Annotated in this window: 18 protein-coding genes (1 of these 18 cut by a window edge); 11 read left to right on the plus strand and 7 right to left on the minus strand. The window is 63.8% G+C overall.

The window, feature by feature from the left end; genetic code table 11:
• Both rhtA and ABCR88_RS22875 read left to right on the plus strand, forming a co-directional pair.
• A protein-coding gene (gene rhtA, locus ABCR88_RS22870) for a threonine/homoserine exporter RhtA (protein WP_350403594.1) crosses the window boundary here: on the plus strand, window positions 1–376 show its 3' portion. Its footprint begins 512 nt before the window's first position; the window shows 376 of its 888 coding nt (coding positions 513–888); its start codon lies off the left edge, out of view; the stop codon is at window positions 374–376.
• A 158-nt stretch (window positions 377–534) separates the two neighbouring features.
• Complete coding sequence (locus ABCR88_RS22875) at window positions 535–816, plus strand: hypothetical protein (protein ID WP_011062423.1); 282 nt, start codon at window positions 535–537, stop codon at window positions 814–816.
• A 9-nt stretch (window positions 817–825) separates the two neighbouring features.
• Here the strand turns inward: ABCR88_RS22875 and ABCR88_RS22880 are convergent, their stop codons facing one another.
• Window positions 826–1,395: a TetR/AcrR family transcriptional regulator gene (locus ABCR88_RS22880; RefSeq protein WP_011062424.1), complete on the minus strand. Its 570-nt coding sequence runs from the start codon at window positions 1,393–1,395 to the stop codon at window positions 826–828.
• Between the two features lie 93 nt (window positions 1,396–1,488).
• Here ABCR88_RS22880 and ABCR88_RS22885 point away from each other — a divergent pair, with 93 nt between their 5' ends.
• Both ABCR88_RS22885 and ABCR88_RS22890 read left to right on the plus strand, forming a co-directional pair.
• Window positions 1,489–2,229 carry an SDR family oxidoreductase gene (locus tag ABCR88_RS22885; protein ID WP_019092954.1) on the plus strand — a complete coding sequence of 247 codons (741 nt, stop codon included), beginning with the start codon at window positions 1,489–1,491 and terminating at the stop codon, window positions 2,227–2,229.
• A gap of 37 nt (window positions 2,230–2,266) precedes the next feature.
• On the plus strand, window positions 2,267–2,863 hold the full coding sequence (locus ABCR88_RS22890) for a 2-hydroxychromene-2-carboxylate isomerase (protein WP_350403595.1): 597 nt from the start codon (window positions 2,267–2,269) through the stop codon (window positions 2,861–2,863).
• Window positions 2,864–2,947: 84 nt separating this feature from the next.
• Here the strand turns inward: ABCR88_RS22890 and ABCR88_RS22895 are convergent, their stop codons facing one another.
• From ABCR88_RS22895 to ABCR88_RS22915, 5 genes are all read right to left on the minus strand, one after another.
• Entirely contained in the window at window positions 2,948–4,756 is a 1,809-nt protein-coding gene (locus tag ABCR88_RS22895) for an aminopeptidase P family protein (protein ID WP_041119311.1), read from the minus strand.
• 55 nt (window positions 4,757–4,811) lie between these two features.
• A complete protein-coding gene (locus tag ABCR88_RS22900) occupies window positions 4,812–5,981 on the minus strand; it encodes an aminotransferase class V-fold PLP-dependent enzyme (protein WP_041119313.1) in 1,170 nt (389 codons plus the stop codon).
• A 210-nt stretch (window positions 5,982–6,191) separates the two neighbouring features.
• Window positions 6,192–6,806 (minus strand): LysE family translocator, encoded by a 615-nt coding sequence (locus ABCR88_RS22905; protein WP_015636467.1) that lies wholly within the window; start codon window positions 6,804–6,806, stop codon window positions 6,192–6,194.
• Between the two features lie 102 nt (window positions 6,807–6,908).
• A complete protein-coding gene (locus ABCR88_RS22910) occupies window positions 6,909–7,169 on the minus strand; it encodes a hypothetical protein (protein ID WP_019092950.1) in 261 nt (86 codons plus the stop codon).
• A 183-nt stretch (window positions 7,170–7,352) separates the two neighbouring features.
• Window positions 7,353–7,571 (minus strand): hypothetical protein, encoded by a 219-nt coding sequence (locus tag ABCR88_RS22915; protein WP_350023042.1) that lies wholly within the window; start codon window positions 7,569–7,571, stop codon window positions 7,353–7,355.
• On the opposite strand from ABCR88_RS22915, the gene msuE reads away from it, so the two are divergent.
• The 4 genes from msuE (at window position 7,570) to ABCR88_RS22935 (ending at window position 11,729) form a co-directional block, all read left to right on the plus strand.
• Window positions 7,570–8,133: an FMN reductase gene (gene msuE / locus ABCR88_RS22920; protein ID WP_015636469.1), complete on the plus strand. Its 564-nt coding sequence runs from the start codon at window positions 7,570–7,572 to the stop codon at window positions 8,131–8,133. The genes ABCR88_RS22915 and msuE overlap by 2 nt on opposite strands.
• A 9-nt stretch (window positions 8,134–8,142) precedes the next feature.
• Window positions 8,143–9,282, plus strand: coding sequence for an FMNH2-dependent alkanesulfonate monooxygenase (gene ssuD, locus ABCR88_RS22925; RefSeq protein WP_011062432.1), 1,140 nt, complete (start codon window positions 8,143–8,145; stop codon window positions 9,280–9,282).
• Between the two features lie 134 nt (window positions 9,283–9,416).
• Window positions 9,417–10,604: an acyl-CoA dehydrogenase family protein gene (locus ABCR88_RS22930; RefSeq protein ID WP_011062433.1), complete on the plus strand. Its 1,188-nt coding sequence runs from the start codon at window positions 9,417–9,419 to the stop codon at window positions 10,602–10,604.
• 24 nt (window positions 10,605–10,628) lie between these two features.
• Window positions 10,629–11,729 carry a sigma-54 dependent transcriptional regulator gene (locus ABCR88_RS22935; protein WP_011062434.1) on the plus strand — a complete coding sequence of 367 codons (1,101 nt, stop codon included), beginning with the start codon at window positions 10,629–10,631 and terminating at the stop codon, window positions 11,727–11,729.
• Here the strand turns inward: ABCR88_RS22935 and ABCR88_RS22940 are convergent.
• Complete coding sequence (locus ABCR88_RS22940) at window positions 11,726–12,091, minus strand: antibiotic biosynthesis monooxygenase (RefSeq protein ID WP_011062435.1); 366 nt, start codon at window positions 12,089–12,091, stop codon at window positions 11,726–11,728. The genes ABCR88_RS22935 and ABCR88_RS22940 overlap by 4 nt on opposite strands.
• Window positions 12,092–12,199: 108 nt before the next feature.
• Between ABCR88_RS22940 and soxR the strand changes: the two genes are divergently transcribed.
• The 3 genes from soxR (at window position 12,200) to ABCR88_RS22955 (ending at window position 15,346) form a co-directional block, all read left to right on the plus strand.
• The gene (gene soxR / locus ABCR88_RS22945; protein ID WP_011062436.1) at window positions 12,200–12,673 is read left to right on the plus strand and encodes a redox-sensitive transcriptional activator SoxR; all 474 of its coding nucleotides are present in this window, start codon (window positions 12,200–12,202) and stop codon (window positions 12,671–12,673) included.
• Between the two features lie 193 nt (window positions 12,674–12,866).
• Window positions 12,867–14,705, plus strand: coding sequence for an AAA family ATPase (locus ABCR88_RS22950; protein WP_350403596.1), 1,839 nt, complete (start codon window positions 12,867–12,869; stop codon window positions 14,703–14,705).
• Entirely contained in the window at window positions 14,702–15,346 is a 645-nt protein-coding gene (locus ABCR88_RS22955) for a 4Fe-4S cluster-binding domain-containing protein (RefSeq protein WP_011062437.1), read from the plus strand. Before ABCR88_RS22950 ends, ABCR88_RS22955 begins: the two co-directional genes overlap by 4 nt.
• Window positions 15,347–15,350: the final 4 nt, after the last annotated feature.

Raw genomic sequence — 15,350 nt, forward strand, 5'->3', positions numbered from 1 at the left:
CGGAGCCGAGAACGGCATTCAGACCGCCGCCCTGGGCGTCATGATTGCTGCTCTCTTTGTTGCACCCATAGGCATAGTCCATGCCGGCGCCGCACTACTGACCCCCTCCCTGATCCCGGTTGCCCTGGGAGTCGCCATCTTGTCCACAGCCCTCCCCTATAGCCTGGAGATGGTTGCCCTGACTCGCATGCCAGCCCGTACCTTCGGCACCCTGATGAGTATCGAGCCCGCTTTCGGCGCGCTTTCCGGCCTATTGTTCCTCCACGAGTACCTGTCCCTGTCCCAGTGGACGGCAATCGCTTGCATCATCCTGGCTTCCGTAGGCGCCACCATGACCATGCGCCGCGAGGCCAAACCAATAGTTGCAGTTGATTGAGATTCAACTCTGGTAATTGGTGCTCATTTAGGCCATGTTTAGCCGGCTACTCAACGTCGCCCAGGGAGTTGCCGGACAGGGATATCGCACACGCAAAAGACGACAAGTAATGCAGTCACACTCGGACGCCAGATCCGGGGCTAGCGATAAGGACGGGGATGAAACGATTTTTGATACTGTTGGCCGTACTTGCAATTGCAGGCTGCGCGGCGACCGCGAAAACCGAAGTCAAACGGGGCAAGAAAGGACTCCACATCAACTGCTCGGGTTTATCTTCTTCCTGGGAAAAGTGCTACACCAAGGCGACTGAGTCCTGCGGCCCCAAAGGCTACAAGGTCATCGCCAAGTCCGGTGATGCCGTGGAAGACCCAGGCGACTACCCCTTCGGCCTGAACCCTGCCGGCTACACCAGCCGCAGCATGATCGTCATCTGTAAATAGCCTTGCCGGTCAACTTGCGGGCAGCCGCTCCAGCTGCCCGATGATCTGCTCATGGCTGGACGCCAGTACCTGATGCTGAATGGCTGGGTTCACCAGCATTCGCGCTACCACCAACGCGCCAACGCACTGGGACAGGATCGACCAGGCCAGGCTCTCGCTGCCCAGAGTCTGCGCCCAAGCCTGGTGCAAGCGGCAGATCCAGTCCTGCGCTTCCTGCCGCACCTCTAGGCTCCCCCGGGCAATCTCCGCACCCAATGCCGGCAGTGCGCAGCCAGCACCCGGCTGTTGCAGATGCGCCACGCTCAAGTACTGCTTCAGGCAGCGACGCAACTTCTCCTGATTCTGCTGCCCCTCCCCGCCCAGGCGCGCCAGGCTCTGGCTCAACTCGCGCTCGACAATCGAGCTGAACAATTCGTCCTTGGAGGTGAAGTGGCTATAGAAAGCCCCGCCACTCAGGCCAATGGCTTTCATCAAGGCATCCACCCCCACAGTGGAAAAACCTTCGTTCTTGGCCTGCGCCGCGCTGCTTTGCAGCAGACGCTCGCGGGTTTCCTGCTTGTGACTGGCTGAATAACGCATTCCCTGACGGGCTCCCAAGTTCTCTTGACGACTGAAAAATCATAGCATAACGTTCGTTTAGTTAACGATCGTTTACCAAAGAGCGAACCTCCCATGACTGCAACCTTGAACAAGAACAAAGTCGTACTGGTAGTGGGTGCCGGCGACGCGACCGGCGGTGCCATTGCCAAGCGTTTCGCCGCCGAAGGCTTTATTGCCTGCATGACCCGCCGCAGCGCGGACAAACTGCAACCCCTGGTGGACGCTATCCAGCAGTCCGGCGGCCAGGCCCATGGTTTTGGCTGTGATGCACGCAAAGAGGAGGACGTGATCGCGCTGATCGAGCAGATCGAAACCCAGATCGGCCCTATCGAGGCCTTTGTCTTCAATATTGGCGCCAATGTGCCCTGCAGCATTCTTGAAGAAACCGCACGCAAGTATTTCAAGATCTGGGAAATGGCCTGCTTTTCGGGCTTTCTCAATGCGCGGGAAGTGGCCAAGCGCATGGCCAAACGCCAACGCGGCACTATTCTGTTCACCGGCGCCACCGCAGGCGTACGCGGTGCCGCCGGCTTTGCCGCCTTCGCCGGGGCCAAGCACGGCATTCGCGCCTTGGCCCAGAGCATGGCGCGGGAACTGGGCCCCCTGAACATCCATGTCGGCCATGTCATCGTCGACGGTGCCATCGACACCGATTTCATCCGTACCAGCTTTCCCGAAAAATACGCCCTCAAGGACCAGGACGGCATCCTCAACCCCGAGCATATCGCCGAAAACTACTGGTACCTGCACAGCCAGCCCCGGGACGCCTGGACCTTCGAGCTGGACCTGCGCCCGTGGAACGAACGCTGGTAAGGCCTTCTCCGATAACAACAATCAAGGAGTCTAAAACATGAGCAAAAAGGTGGAGTTCTTCTTCGACCTGGGTAGCCCGACCTCATACCTGGCCTATACCCAACTGCCAAAAATCTGCGTCGAAACCGATAGCCAGCTGGTGTATCAGCCCATGCTGCTGGGCGGGGTCTTCAAGACCACCGGCAATGCTTCCCCCATCAGTGTTCCCGCCAAGGGCCGGTACATGCTGCACGACCTGGCGCGCTTTGCCCGGCGCTATGGGGTGGAGCTCAACTTCAATCCGCACTTTCCCATCAATACCCTGCTGCTGATGCGCGCCACCACCGGGGTACAACTGCGCCTGCCGGAACGTTTCGGTGAATTCCTCGACTGCCTGTTCTGCGCACTCTGGGTGGACAAACGCAACCTCAACGACCCGGCCACCATCACCCAGGTCCTGGAGCAAGGTGGCTTCGACCCGCAGCAGATCCTCGACCTGAGCAATGACGAAGAGGTCAAGGCCGCCCTCAAGGACAAGACCGAACAGGCGTTGCAAAAAGGTGTGTTCGGCGCGCCCAGCATGTTCGTGGGAGACGAACTGTTCTTTGGCCAGGACCGCCTGGATTTCGTCCGCGAAGCCTTGAACGCGCAGTAACCTGCCCTGTCCCTGGCAGCAGCCACGCCATTGCCAGGAACCCATCGCGTGACGTCACCCGCCTTGCGCGGGTGACATCTTTGCTCAGATAGCCGCAGTACGAACCTGCAACCACTCCAGGGCCGGGCCCTCCAGCAGCGGGCTGAGGCGCCGGCGGACTTCGGCGTGATAGCCGTTGAACCATTCGCGCTCATCCTCGGTGAGCAGCGATGGCTCCAGGCAACGGGTATCGATCGGGCACAAGGTCAGGGTTTCGAAGTTCAGAAACTCACCGAACTCGGTCTTGCCCGCCTCACGGTTGAGCGCCAGGTTCTCGATTCGTACGCCCCAGCGGCCAGGGCGGTAGGTCCCGGGTTCGATCGAAGTGATCATCCCCGGTTGCATCGCGGTCTGCGGCGTCGCTGCGGCCTGATAGGCAATCACCTGCGGGCCTTCGTGAACGTTGAGAAAATAACCGACGCCATGCCCGGTGCCGTGCCCGTAGTCCACACCCTCGGCCCAGATCGGCGCCCGGGCGATGGCATCCAGCAACGGCGACAGAATGCCCCGCGGAAACTGCGCCCGGGACAGCGCGATAACGCCCTTGAGCACCCGGGTGCAATCGCGCTTCTGCTCGGCACTCGGCGTCCCCACCGGCACCATGCGCGTGATATCGGTGGTGCCCCCCAGGTACTGGCCGCCGGAATCGATCAGCAACAGGCCATCACCCTCGATCACCACATGCTCTTCAGGCGTGGCGTGGTAATGGGGCATGGCGCCGTTGGCGTTGAACGCAGCAATGGTATTGAAGCTTAGCGAGACATAACCCGGGCGCCGCTCACGGGCGGCCGTCAGGCGCTCATCGATGGTCAGTTCGGTAATGCGTTCACGCCCCAGGGCGCTGTCCAGCCAGGCGAAGAATTCGCAGAGCGCCGCGCCATCCTGCTCCATGGCCTGGCGAATGTGCTCGGCGTCCGCCAGGCTCTTGCGCGACTTGGCCAGGGTGGTGGGGTTGAGCCCCTCCAGCAGCTTCACCCCGGGGTTCAGGTGCTCCAGCAAGCCCGCGGTGACGCGCGCCGGGTCGATCTGCAACGCTACGCCCTCCGGCACTGCCTGCAAGGCCGCGGACACCTCTGAATAGTCGCGCAGGCTGACGCCATCCATCTCCAGTTGCGCGCGCAATGCCTCATCGACCTTGCTCAAGGCCACGAACAAGGTCGCCTGCTGTTGGCTGATCAGGGCAAAGGAGACAAACACCGGGTTGAAGGACACATCGGCGCCGCGCAGGTTGAACAGCCAGGCAATGTCATCGAGGGTAGCGATGAAATGCCAGTCGGCGCCGCGCTCCTTGAGGGTTTCGCGCAACGCCGCAAGCTTCTCGACCCGGCTCTGGGTGGCCTGGGGCGGCAGATGCTGATAGACCGGTTGATCAGGCAATGACGGGCGGTCGTTCCAGGCTTCTTGTAGCAGGTCGATATCGGTACGCAGGCTGGCCCCGCGTTCCTGCAGCTTGCTGCCCAGGGTACGGGCCGAAGCCAAGGCCATGACCGCGCCGTCCACCGCCACCACCGCACCTTGCGGGGTCTGCTCGGCCAGCCAGTCCAGGGGCCCGGGCTGGCCCGGTTGCAACTTCACCAGTTCGATGCCGCTGCCCTTGAGTTCCTTGGTGGCCTGCTCCCAGTAACGGCTGTCGGCCCATACGCCGGCAAAGTCAGCGGTCACGATCAAGGTCCCGACCGACCCATGAAACCCCGACAGCCACTGGCGCCCTTGCCAGTAGCCCGGCAGGTATTCCGACAGGTGCGGGTCGGCCGAGGGCACCAGCAAGGCGTGAATGCCTTCGCGGCTCATCAGCTGACGGACATGCGCCAAGCGCTGGGGGACCACTCCATTGGTCGAAGGCTGGGTACTCATTGTGTCTCCTTAACCGGCTTAATCATTGTTATGGAAGATCGAAGTCACTCGACCCTCAAGGTTGTGTTGTGGCCCAGAACGCAGGGGCTGAAGCGGTCGCCGCCTGGATCAGTTGAGCGGCGCGATCCACATCCTGTTCGCTGGTGAAACGCCCGAGGCTCAAGCGGATGGTACGCGCGGCCTGCCCGGCATCATGCCCCAGCGCCAGCAATACATGGGAAGGCGCATTGCTTGCCGAGTTGCAGGCCGAAGTCGCGGAAAAGGCCAGGGCCGCGCCCAACGCCGCCCCATCAAAACCTCCCTCGGTGAAGGTCAGGCTCAGGGTGTGGGGAATGCGCTGGGTGACACTGCCATTCAAGCGCAGGCCGGCGATACCCGCCAGTTGCTCCAGCAGGCGCCCGCGCAGGCGCACGATGGCGGCGGTTTCTTCCTCGAACAGTTCGCCGGCCAGGGCGAAGGCGGCGCCCATGGCCGCGATCTGGTGGGTGGCCAGGGTTCCGGAGCGCAAGCCGCCCTCATGGCCGCCGCCATGAATCTGCGCCTGCACGTGTTGCTGCGCCCGCGGCCCGACATACAGCGCGCCGATGCCCTTGGGGCCATATAGCTTATGGGCCGAGAACGACATCAGGTCCACCGGCCACCGGGCCAGATCGATGGCCACCTTGCCCGCACCCTGGGCGGCATCCACATGCAACAGGGCGCCACGCTCACGCACCACCTGGCCAATGGCCGGAATGTCGTTGAGGGTGCCCAGTTCGTTGTTCACCAGCATCAGCGACACCAGGAAGGTGTCGTCGCGCAGGGCTTCGCTGACCGCTTGCGCGGTGATCAGGCCATCGGCATCCGGCACCAGGTAGGTCACTGCGACCCCGGCCTCCTGCAGTTGCCGGGCGGTGTCGAGCACCGCCTTGTGTTCGATCTGGCTGGTGATGACATGGCCGCCGCTCACGCCCCGGGCCTGCATCACCCCCTTGAGGGCCAGGTTGTTGGATTCGGTAGCGCCGGAGGTCCAGACAATCTTCTCGGGCTGCGCACCGACCAGTTGTGCCACTTGTTGCCGGGCGCGCTCGACGTAGCCGCGCGCTTCCCGGCCGAAGGCGTGTGAACTGGACGCCGGATTGCCGAAATGGGCGTTGAAACCCAGGCACTCCAGCATGACCTGAATGACTCGCTCATCCACCGGCGTGGTGGCGGCGTAGTCGAAATAAAGAGGACGCTTGTTCATGACTGAAAACCCGCAGAGCTTGTTCCAGGGTCGGCATATGCTGGCAAAAAGGCGAGGCAGCCATGCGCCATGCATAGGCGGCGCGGCAACGGCTGGCCTTGAGCAATACCCGATCGGATGCAGTTAAAGAAGAACATCTTCGTTTAAAAGTGCGTAGGAACGCTCCTGCATCGCAGCTTACAGGCTCGAGGCAGCGCCATGAAGCGCCGTTCAACTCATCTTTTCGAACAACAGCGGTGCCAGGGAAAGCACCAGCAAGGCGGCCATCAACAGATTGAACAGGCGCAACCAGCGCGGGTTGCGCAACACATTGCGCAGCAAGCTGCCGCACGCAGCCCAGAGGCTCACCGTGGGCGCATTGATCAGCGCGAACACCGCGGCAATCACCAGCACATTGGTGAAGTAGCCCTGCAACGGGGTGTAGGTACTGATGGCCCCCACTGCCATGACCCAGGCCTTGGGATTGACCCACTGGAACGCCGCGGCGCCCCAATAGCCCAGCGGCCGACCATGGTGCTGCTGTTCATCGGACAGCGGCCCGGAACGGGCAATCTTCCACGCCAGGTACAAAAGGTACGCTGCGCCAACGTAGCGCAGCACGCTGTACAGCAGCGGGTAGGCCTCGAACACCGCCCCCAGGCCCAGGCCGACCGCCAGCACCAAGACAAAGAAACCGCAGCTGATGCCGAGGATGTGAGGAATGGAACGGTTGAAGCCGAAGTTCACCCCCGAGGCCAGCAACATGGTGTTGTTGGGGCCGGGCGTGATGGAAGTGACCAGGGCAAACAGGGCGAAGGCCAACAGCAGGTCAGGGGAAAGGCTCATGGGGGCAAGGTCCGGGGCAGGTCGGTCAGGCCTCGACCCTAACCCAGCCTCAGGCTGAAACCCACGGACAGTTGCTGAAAACTTGGACCAGTACAGTTTTTCTCAACTGGCAGGTTGATGGCGACTGATATTACGCTGCGCACTCATTTCACCCTGGCTGTCGAAGCTCGCCGGGCGGCCCAGCAACTCGGCCTTTTTCTGCTGGTATTCATCGAAGGACAAACCGCGCCGGTTCAACGCCTCCATAGCCAGCTCCCGGGTTTCCTGCGCGGTATAGGGCCGCAACTCCGGTGCACCGGGGCTGGCACAACCGGCCAGCACACTGGAAACCAACAACAGCAAGACAGCAGAGAAAGCCTTCATGGCGAGCACCTGGGGCGGGTTGCGAACAATGGACACAGGCTACTCGCGCGCCATCAGCGGCAAAAATCACCCTGCTCGATAGTGGCTATCGATCGTTGCAAGGCCAGGGGGCTGCGCACCTTCATATTCAATAAAGCTCTATAAATATGGAAACAAGCTCTTTTGAGGAATAACAACAAGCCTTTATAACAGTCCCATCTCGCCCGCCAACTGTTGCCAGAGCAACTGTTGGCCAGGCAACAGCCGATCAACAAAACAGCGGTTGGGCAACAGCACCCGGCAACTGCAGATCAGCGCAAAACCGCGCCGTACAAGGGCTGCAAGTCTTTGGTACAGCTCTTGCTCCAGAGCCCGGGACCTGCCACTGCTCGTTGAGCCACTGTTTAAAAAGGAAGTGATCATGTCCCGCCCCTTGAACGTCGTAGCCCTTTCCGGTGGAACCTGGCGCCCATCGCGCACCCTGGTGCTGACCCAGGCCCTGCTGGCTGAACTGTCCGGGCACCTGTCCTTCAACGCCCACCTGATCGAACTGGGGGATATCGCCCGCCCGGTGGGTGCCGCCCTGTCGCGCCAGGAACTGCCGGCCGAGGTTGAAGCCGAACTCCAGGCCATCGAGAACGCCGACCTGCTGATCGTCGCCGCCCCGGTGTATCGCGGTTCCTATCCCGGCCTGCTCAAGCACCTGTTCGACCTGATCGATCTCAATGCCCTGATCGATACCCCGGTGCTGCTGGCCGCGACGGGTGGCAGCGAACGCCATGCCCTGGTTCTGGATCACCAGCTACGCCCACTGTTCAGTTTCTTCCAGGCCCTGACCCTGCCGATCGGCGTGTACGCCACCGAGGCCGACTTCAGCAATTACCAGATCACCAGCGACCTGCTCAAAGCGCGCATCCAGCTCGCCGCCGAACGGGCCGCGCCGCTGTTTCGCGCCCACCCGACCCACCTGCTGAAAATCGCCTGAGGAGCTGTCATGGATGTGTTCTGGTTTCTTCCGACCCACGGCGACGGCCATTTCCTCGGCACTGCCCAGGGCGCGCGCCCGGTCACCCTCAACTACCTCAAGCAAGTGGCCCAGGCCGCGGACAGCCTGGGCTATCACGGTGTGCTGATTCCCACCGGGCGCTCCTGCGAAGACTCCTGGGTGATCGCCTCGGCCCTGGTGCCCCTGACCGAACGCCTGCGCTACCTGGTGGCGATCCGCCCGGGGATCATCTCCCCCACGGTTTCCGCGCGCATGGCCGCGACCCTGGATCGGCTGTCCAACGGCCGCCTGCTGATCAACGTGGTCACCGGCGGCGATCCGGACGAAAACCGCGGCGACGGCAGCTTCCTCAGCCACAGCGAACGCTATGAAGTCACTGACGAATTCCTGCAGATCTGGCGTCGGGTGCTGCAAGGCGAAGCCGTGGACTTCGAAGGCAAGCACCTGCATGTGCAGAACGCCAAGGCGCTCTACCCGCCCGTGCAGAAACCCTACCCGCCGCTGTACTTCGGCGGTTCCTCCGAGGCCGCTCATGAACTGGCGGCGGACCAGGTGGATGTCTACCTGACCTGGGGCGAGCCACCGGCGGCGGTGGCGCAGAAACTGGCCGACGTACGCGAACGTGCAGCGCGCAAGGGCCGCACGGTGAAGTTCGGCATCCGCCTGCATGTGATCGTGCGTGAGACCGAGGACGAAGCCTGGAAAGCCGCGGACAAGCTGATCGAGCACATCAGCGACGACACCATCGCCGCCGCCCAGCAGTCCTTTTCCCGCTTCGACTCCGAAGGCCAGCGGCGCATGGCAGCGCTGCACGGCGGGCGCCGCGACCAATTGCAGATCGCCCCCAACCTCTGGGCCGGGGTCGGCCTGGTGCGCGGTGGCGCCGGTACCGCCCTGGTGGGCAACCCGCAGCAAGTGGCCGAGCGCATCAAGGAGTACGCGGACCTGGGAATCGAGAGCTTCATTTTCTCCGGCTACCCGCACCTGGAAGAAGCCTATCGCTTCGCCGAGCTGGTGTTCCCGCTGCTGCCGGAGCCCTATGCCAGCCTGGCCGGCCGCGGTGTCACCAACCTCACCGGGCCGTTCGGCGAAATGATCGCCAACGACGTGTTGCCCAACAGCCGCTGAAATCCCCAATGCTGTTGCAGGAGCCGGCTTGCCGGCGAAGGCGATCTTCCGGCCCGCTTCGCTGGCAAGCCAGTTCCTGCAGCTCGCAGCACCTTTTCCCGGCCGCCACAACGGCCACGAACGAGGAACACCGCGTGACTGCCAAACCGCAAAGCGCCCTGTTGTCCCCCCTGCAGACCGCCCGCCAACTGGCCGCCGAGTTTGCCCTGACCGCCGTCGAACGCGACGAGCGCGGCGGCACCCCCAAGGCCGAGCGTGACGCGCTGCGCCAAAGCGGCCTGCTGGCCCTGAGCATTCCCAGCCAGTTCGGCGGGCTCGGCGCGCCCTGGAGCGAGACGCTGAACATCGTCCGCGAATTCGCCCGGGTCGACAGCTCCATCGCCCATGTCTTCGGCTTCCACCACCTGATGCTGGCCACCGTGCGCCTGTTTGCCAAACCCGAACAGTGGCAACCCTGGTTCGAACAGACCGCACGCAAGAACTGGTTCTGGGGCAACGCCCTGAACCCACTGGACACCCGCACCGTGGTCCGGAACCTGGGGGGCTGGCGCGAGTTTTCCGGCAAGAAGAGCTTCTGCTCCGGTGCCAGCGACTCGGAAATGCTCATTGCCTCGGCAGTGGATGAAAGCAATGGCGGCAAGTTGCTGATCGCCGCGATCCCCAGCGGCCGCAGCGGCATCACCCTGCACCACGACTGGAACAACATCGGCCAGCGCCAGACCGATAGCGGCAGCGCCACCTTCGAACGGGTACGGGTGGAGGAGTCGGAACTGCTGCTGGACCCCGGCCCGCTGAGCACACCATTCGCCTGCCTGCGCCCGCTGATCGCCCAACTGACCTTCACCCACATGTTCCTCGGCATCGCCGAAGGCGCCTTCGAAGAAGCCCGGCAGTACACCCTCGGCGAAACCCGGGTCTGGCATAAGTCCAGCGCCCAGGACGTGCGCCAGGACCCCTACATACTCAGCCACTACGGCGAATTCTGGGTCGCCCTGGAAGGCATCCGCCTGCTGGTGGAGCGGGCCGCCGCGCTGCTGGACCAGGCCTGGGCCAAGGGCCCGGCCCTCAGCGCCGAAGAGCGCGGGCACCTGGCCACGGCCATCGCCACCGCCAAGGTCGCCGCCAGCCGCCAGGGCCTGGAGCTGTGCAGCCGCCTGTTCGAAGTCACCGGCGCGCGCTCGACCCACGCCTCCCTGGGCCTGGACCGGCACTGGCGCAACCTGCGCACCCAGACCCTGCACGACCCGCTGGACTACAAGCTTCATGAGCTGGGCGACTGGGCGCTGAACCAGTCCCTGCCAACCCCGACTTTCTACTCCTAGCCTTCTGTTCGACGGAGAGTGCCGATGCAGCTTCTGACCCTACCCCCTTCGCCCGCCCTGGCGACCTCGATCCGCGCCACCGCCCAGGTGTTCGAGGACCCGAAATCCCAGGCCCTGCTGGCGCACCTGCAACAGGTGGCACCGAGCGAAGCCAGCGTGCTGATCATTGGCGAAACCGGGACCGGCAAGGAGCTGGTGGCGCGCCATATCCACAACCTCAGTGCCCGGCGCAACCGACCGTTCGTGGCGGTGAACTGCGGTGCCTTCTCCGAATCCCTGGTGGAGGCGGAACTGTTCGGCCATGAGAAAGGCGCCTTTACCGGTGCCCTCAGCGCCAAGGCCGGGTGGTTCGAAGAGGCCGACGGCGGCACCCTGTTCCTCGACGAGATCGGCGACCTGCCCATGGCCATCCAGGTCAAGCTGCTGCGGGTGCTGCAGGAGCGCGAAGTGGTGCGCCTGGGTTCGCGCAAGAGCATTCCCATCGATGTGCGCGTACTGGCCGCCACCAACGTGCAACTGGAAAAGGCCATCAACGCCGGGCATTTTCGCGAAGACCTGTATTACCGCCTGGACGTGGTCAGCCTGGAACTGAGCCCGCTGCGCGAGCGCCCCGGCGACATCCTGCCGCTGACCCGGCACTTCATCGAGGCCTACAGCCAGCGCCTGGGCTACGGCAGCATCAGCATCAGCCCCGAGGCCGAGCACAAGCTCAAGAGCTACAGTTGGCCGGGCAACATCCGCGAGTTGGAAAACGTCATCCACCACACCCTGCTGATCTGCCGCAACGGGGTGATCCAGCGCGACGACCTGCGCCTGTCCAACATGCGCATCGAACGCGCCGACGACAGCCACCCGAGCCACGACGACTCTGCCGAGGCCCTACTGGAACGGGCCTTTGAAAAACTCTTCGCCGAACAGGCCGGGGCCCTGCACGAAAAGGTCGAGGATGCCTTGCTGCGCGCGGCCTACCGCTTCAGCCACTACAACCAGGTGCACACCGCCAACCTGCTGGGCCTGAGCCGCAACGTCACCCGGACCCGGCTGATCAAGATCGGCGAACTGGCGGTGAACAAGCGGCGCCCCATCGATGCGCCCAACGAGCGCACCCTGCAACTGTCGATCTAGCCCGGCAGGTCGCAGTGCAAGGCATTGTCGTGGCTACGGGCGATGCTGCTGCGCACTTGGAATGAACCGAAGGTCACGGTCTTGGCCTGGTGGGCGAGGATCAACTGCCAGAAATCCTGCTCGCCGTTCTCGAAGCGCCGGAACGCCGCTTCGCCGGCTTCCCGGGATTGCCATTGCAGGTAATTGAGCACCCGCCGGCCATCGTCGCTGGCCTGCACGCTGGCACTCAGAAAACCGCCATAGCCCTGGGCCAGGCGCTCGGTCTGCTCGGCCAGGGCCGATACCAGGGCCTGTTGCTGATGGGGCTCGATCTCGAACTCGATCAATTGGGTAAAGCTGCGGGTCTTTTCAAAGGCGCTCATGGATCACTCTCCACTGGGGGCAAACAGAATATTGCTGTTGAATGCGCCGCAGGGTAAAACCTCTAGTTAAGTCAAGGTCAAGCGTATTTTTCCTCCCGAGGTCCACTGATGATCGAACCCGACTCCCGTCATAAAGAGCTGAGCGTCGGCCAACTGTCGGCCCGCAGTGGCGTAGCCGTCACCGCGCTGCATTTCTACGAAACCAAGGGCCTGATCCACAGCCATCGCAACGCGGGCAACCAGCGCCGCTACCCACGTTCGGTGCTGCGCCGGGTGTCGCTGATCAAGGTGGCCCAGCGCCTGGGCATTCCCCTGGCAGAGATCGGCCAGGCCCTGGCGACCCTGCCCGCTGACCGCGCGCCCACTGCCGCGGACTGGCAGCGCCTGTCGGAACAGTGGAGCCGCGAACTGGACGAACGCATCCGCCAACTGAGCCTGCTGCGCGAGCGGCTGAACCAGTGCATTGGCTGTGGCTGCCTGTCCATGGAAGGGTGCCCGCTGCGCAACTATGGAGATGCCCTGGGAGACGCCGGCCCGGGCGCCCGCCTGCTGGAGCCCGACGCCGCCACCGACACCCCGTAGCCAGCGCCTGCAGCAACATCGCGTTCATATTCGTAGGAGCCGGCTTGCCGGCGAAGGCGATCTCACGGGTCTCTTCCCTCGCAAGCCGGATTCCCGCTCAGCGCTGACAGGTAAGAAAGCCTGTGGAGCATCGTAAGTAAAAACGTCCCTATGCTAATGTCGCGTCCTGCTTCCTACGACGAGCTCCGCTTCCATGCCAAGGACTGCCACTTTCGAAAAGCCACGCTGGCTGCGCGATCTGCTGCGCTTTCTCCCACTGAAAAGCCAGTTCGTACTGTCCGGCAACGTCCGCGACCTGCAGGCCAGTGAGGTCGCCCCCGGGGTTATCACCCCCCAGCCTTTCAACCTCAACCTGCGCGATGAACTGCTGGCAGCCGGCTATGCGCAGGTGCTGAGCTGGGATCCCCTTGGCGGCCTCAGGGTTTTGCTGCCCCCCGGCAGCGAGCCGGCCCAGGCCGATAACCTGCTGCGCGAGCTGGGCCTGACCCCGGTGGACGGGGCCGCGCCGGCCGGCCTCGACCTGTTGTCGGCGACCTTGCCGCGCCTGGTGGAGCGCCAGGGCGCGCCCCTGGCCCTGATTGTCGATTTCGCTTCACGCCTGGTGATCCGCAACGACGCCCTGAGCGCCGCAGAACACCAGCTGTTCACCCAGGCCCTGGTGCTGTCCCACCAGGCCCGCAGCCGCCCGGCCGGGGAACAGCGCACGCCGTTCTTCAACAGCATTCTCTGGGTGGTGGAAAAGGAAGGCGACCTGCCCGACTGGATGCTGATCGACAACCCACGCCTGCGGCCGATTCCCGTGTCCAAACCCGACCAGCAGGCCCGCCAGGCCCTGGCTCCGGCACTGTTGCGCGGCCTGCCCGGCGCCCAGGAGGCAAGCGAAGAAAGCCGCGACAGCGCGGTGCGGGCCTTCGTCGAAAACACCGAGGGCCTGCTGCTGCTCGACCTCAACGCGATCGTCCAGCTGGCCCGGGTCGAAGGCCTGGCCATGGAACGCATCGGCGATGCCGTACGCCGCTATAAAGTCGGGGTCACCGAAGACCCCTGGCTGAAGATCGACCGCCAGCGCATCCGCCAGGCTGACGGCTTCATCCGCCAGCGGGTCAAGGGCCAGGGCCACGCCGTGACCCACATGCTGGATATCGTCAAGCGCGCCATGACCGGGGTCGGCGCCAGCCGCAAGGGCAACCGGCCCCGGGGCGTGGCCTTTCTTGCCGGGCCCACCGGGGTCGGCAAGACCGAACTGGCCAAGACCATCACCAGCCTGCTGTTTGGCGATGAAAGCGCGTACATCCGATTCGATATGTCGGAATTCAGCGCCGAACACGCCGACCAGCGCCTGGTAGGCGCACCACCCGGCTATGTCGGCTACGACGTGGGCGGCGAACTGACCAACGCGATCCGCGAAAAACCCTTCAGCGTGGTGCTGTTCGACGAGATCGAAAAGGCTCACCCGCGGATCCTCGACAAGTTCCTGCAGATCCTTGATGACGGTGTGCTTACCTCAGGCCGGGGCGACCGGGTGTACTTCTCCGAGGCGCTGATCGTCTTCACCTCCAACCTGGGCATCTACCGCCAGGGCGACAACGGCGAGCGAGTCGCCAACGTCCAGCCCGGCGAAGCCTTCGAAGCGGTGCAAGGCAAGGTCCAGGGCGAGATCGAGCGCTATTTCAAACTGGTGCTCAACCGCCCGGAAATCCTCAACCGGATCGGCGAGAACATCATCGTCTTCGACTTCATCCGCCCGGACATCGCCGAGCAGATCTTCCAGCAGATGGTCGGCAATATCCTCGCCGACCTGGCGGCCCAGGCCCTGCATGTGCAGCTCGATGACGACTCGCTGCACAACCTGCGCCAGCTGTGCCTGCAGGACCTGTCCAACGGTGGCCGGGGCATTCGCAACCAGTTGGAGGCGCACCTGCTCAACCCCCTGGCCCGGGCCCTGTTCGACCAGGATGCGCAGCCCGGCCAATCCTTCGAAATCCGCCAACTGCAGGCCGGCGGCCTGCAACTGCTTGCCCGCGCCTCGTGAACATCAGCCTGTCGCGGGTGCACTTCCCGGTCACCACCCTGGGGCCGGGGCAACGCCTGGGCCTGTGGTTCCAGGGGTGCAGCATCCGCTGTGCAGGCTGCATTTCCGCGGACACCTGGGGGCCGGGCAAGCACCCCTTGCCGTTGGCCCAGGTGCTGGACGACCTGCAACCCTGGCTGGCCCGGGCCGAAGGCATCACCCTGTCCGGCGGCGAGCCCTTCGACCAGCCCGAGGCGCTGCTGGCCCTGCTTCGAGGCCTGCGCGAGCGCACCGGGGTCGACATCCTGGTCTACAGCGGCCACTCCCTGGAAACCCTGCAACCGCTATTGCAACAAGCCGAAGGCCTGCTGGATGCATTGATCTGCGACCCCTTCGAGCAACAACAGGCGCAAACGCTGGTCCTACGGGGCAGCGACAACCAGCGCCTGATCTTCTTGACCGAGCTGGGCCGCCAGCGTCTGTCCACCTACCAGCGCCCGCTGCACCACGAAGACCGCGCGCTGGATGTGATGTTCGACGACGACGGCAGTGTCTGGATGGCTGGAATTCCCCGGCGTGACGACGTGCTGCGTCTGCGCGACCTGCTGCACGACCAGGGCCACCAACTCCAGATCAGCGCCCACACCTCACGCCGCCGTTAACCGG

Source organism: Pseudomonas sp. W17 (genome assembly GCF_040268305.1).
Taxonomy (GTDB): domain Bacteria; phylum Pseudomonadota; class Gammaproteobacteria; order Pseudomonadales; family Pseudomonadaceae; genus Aquipseudomonas; species Aquipseudomonas protegens.

Coding starts and splice junctions, on each gene's coding strand:
- msuE (WP_015636469.1), top strand. CDS start 7,570: ATGTCCCGCCCCTTGAACGTCGTAGCCCTTTCCGGTGGAACCTGGCGC.
- ABCR88_RS22910 (WP_019092950.1), bottom strand. CDS start 7,169: ATGAAGGCTTTCTCTGCTGTCTTGCTGTTGTTGGTTTCCAGTGTGCTG.
- ssuD (WP_011062432.1), top strand. CDS start 8,143: ATGGATGTGTTCTGGTTTCTTCCGACCCACGGCGACGGCCATTTCCTC.
- ABCR88_RS22880 (WP_011062424.1), bottom strand. CDS start 1,395: ATGCGTTATTCAGCCAGTCACAAGCAGGAAACCCGCGAGCGTCTGCTG.
- ABCR88_RS22890 (WP_350403595.1), top strand. CDS start 2,267: ATGAGCAAAAAGGTGGAGTTCTTCTTCGACCTGGGTAGCCCGACCTCA.
- ABCR88_RS22905 (WP_015636467.1), bottom strand. CDS start 6,806: ATGAGCCTTTCCCCTGACCTGCTGTTGGCCTTCGCCCTGTTTGCCCTG.
- ABCR88_RS22875 (WP_011062423.1), top strand. CDS start 535: ATGAAACGATTTTTGATACTGTTGGCCGTACTTGCAATTGCAGGCTGC.
- ABCR88_RS22935 (WP_011062434.1), top strand. CDS start 10,629: ATGCAGCTTCTGACCCTACCCCCTTCGCCCGCCCTGGCGACCTCGATC.
- ABCR88_RS22915 (WP_350023042.1), bottom strand. CDS start 7,571: ATGATCACTTCCTTTTTAAACAGTGGCTCAACGAGCAGTGGCAGGTCC.
- ABCR88_RS22895 (WP_041119311.1), bottom strand. CDS start 4,756: ATGAGTACCCAGCCTTCGACCAATGGAGTGGTCCCCCAGCGCTTGGCG.
- ABCR88_RS22940 (WP_011062435.1), bottom strand. CDS start 12,091: ATGAGCGCCTTTGAAAAGACCCGCAGCTTTACCCAATTGATCGAGTTC.
- ABCR88_RS22900 (WP_041119313.1), bottom strand. CDS start 5,981: ATGAACAAGCGTCCTCTTTATTTCGACTACGCCGCCACCACGCCGGTG.
- soxR (WP_011062436.1), top strand. CDS start 12,200: ATGATCGAACCCGACTCCCGTCATAAAGAGCTGAGCGTCGGCCAACTG.
- ABCR88_RS22950 (WP_350403596.1), top strand. CDS start 12,867: ATGCCAAGGACTGCCACTTTCGAAAAGCCACGCTGGCTGCGCGATCTG.
- ABCR88_RS22885 (WP_019092954.1), top strand. CDS start 1,489: ATGACTGCAACCTTGAACAAGAACAAAGTCGTACTGGTAGTGGGTGCC.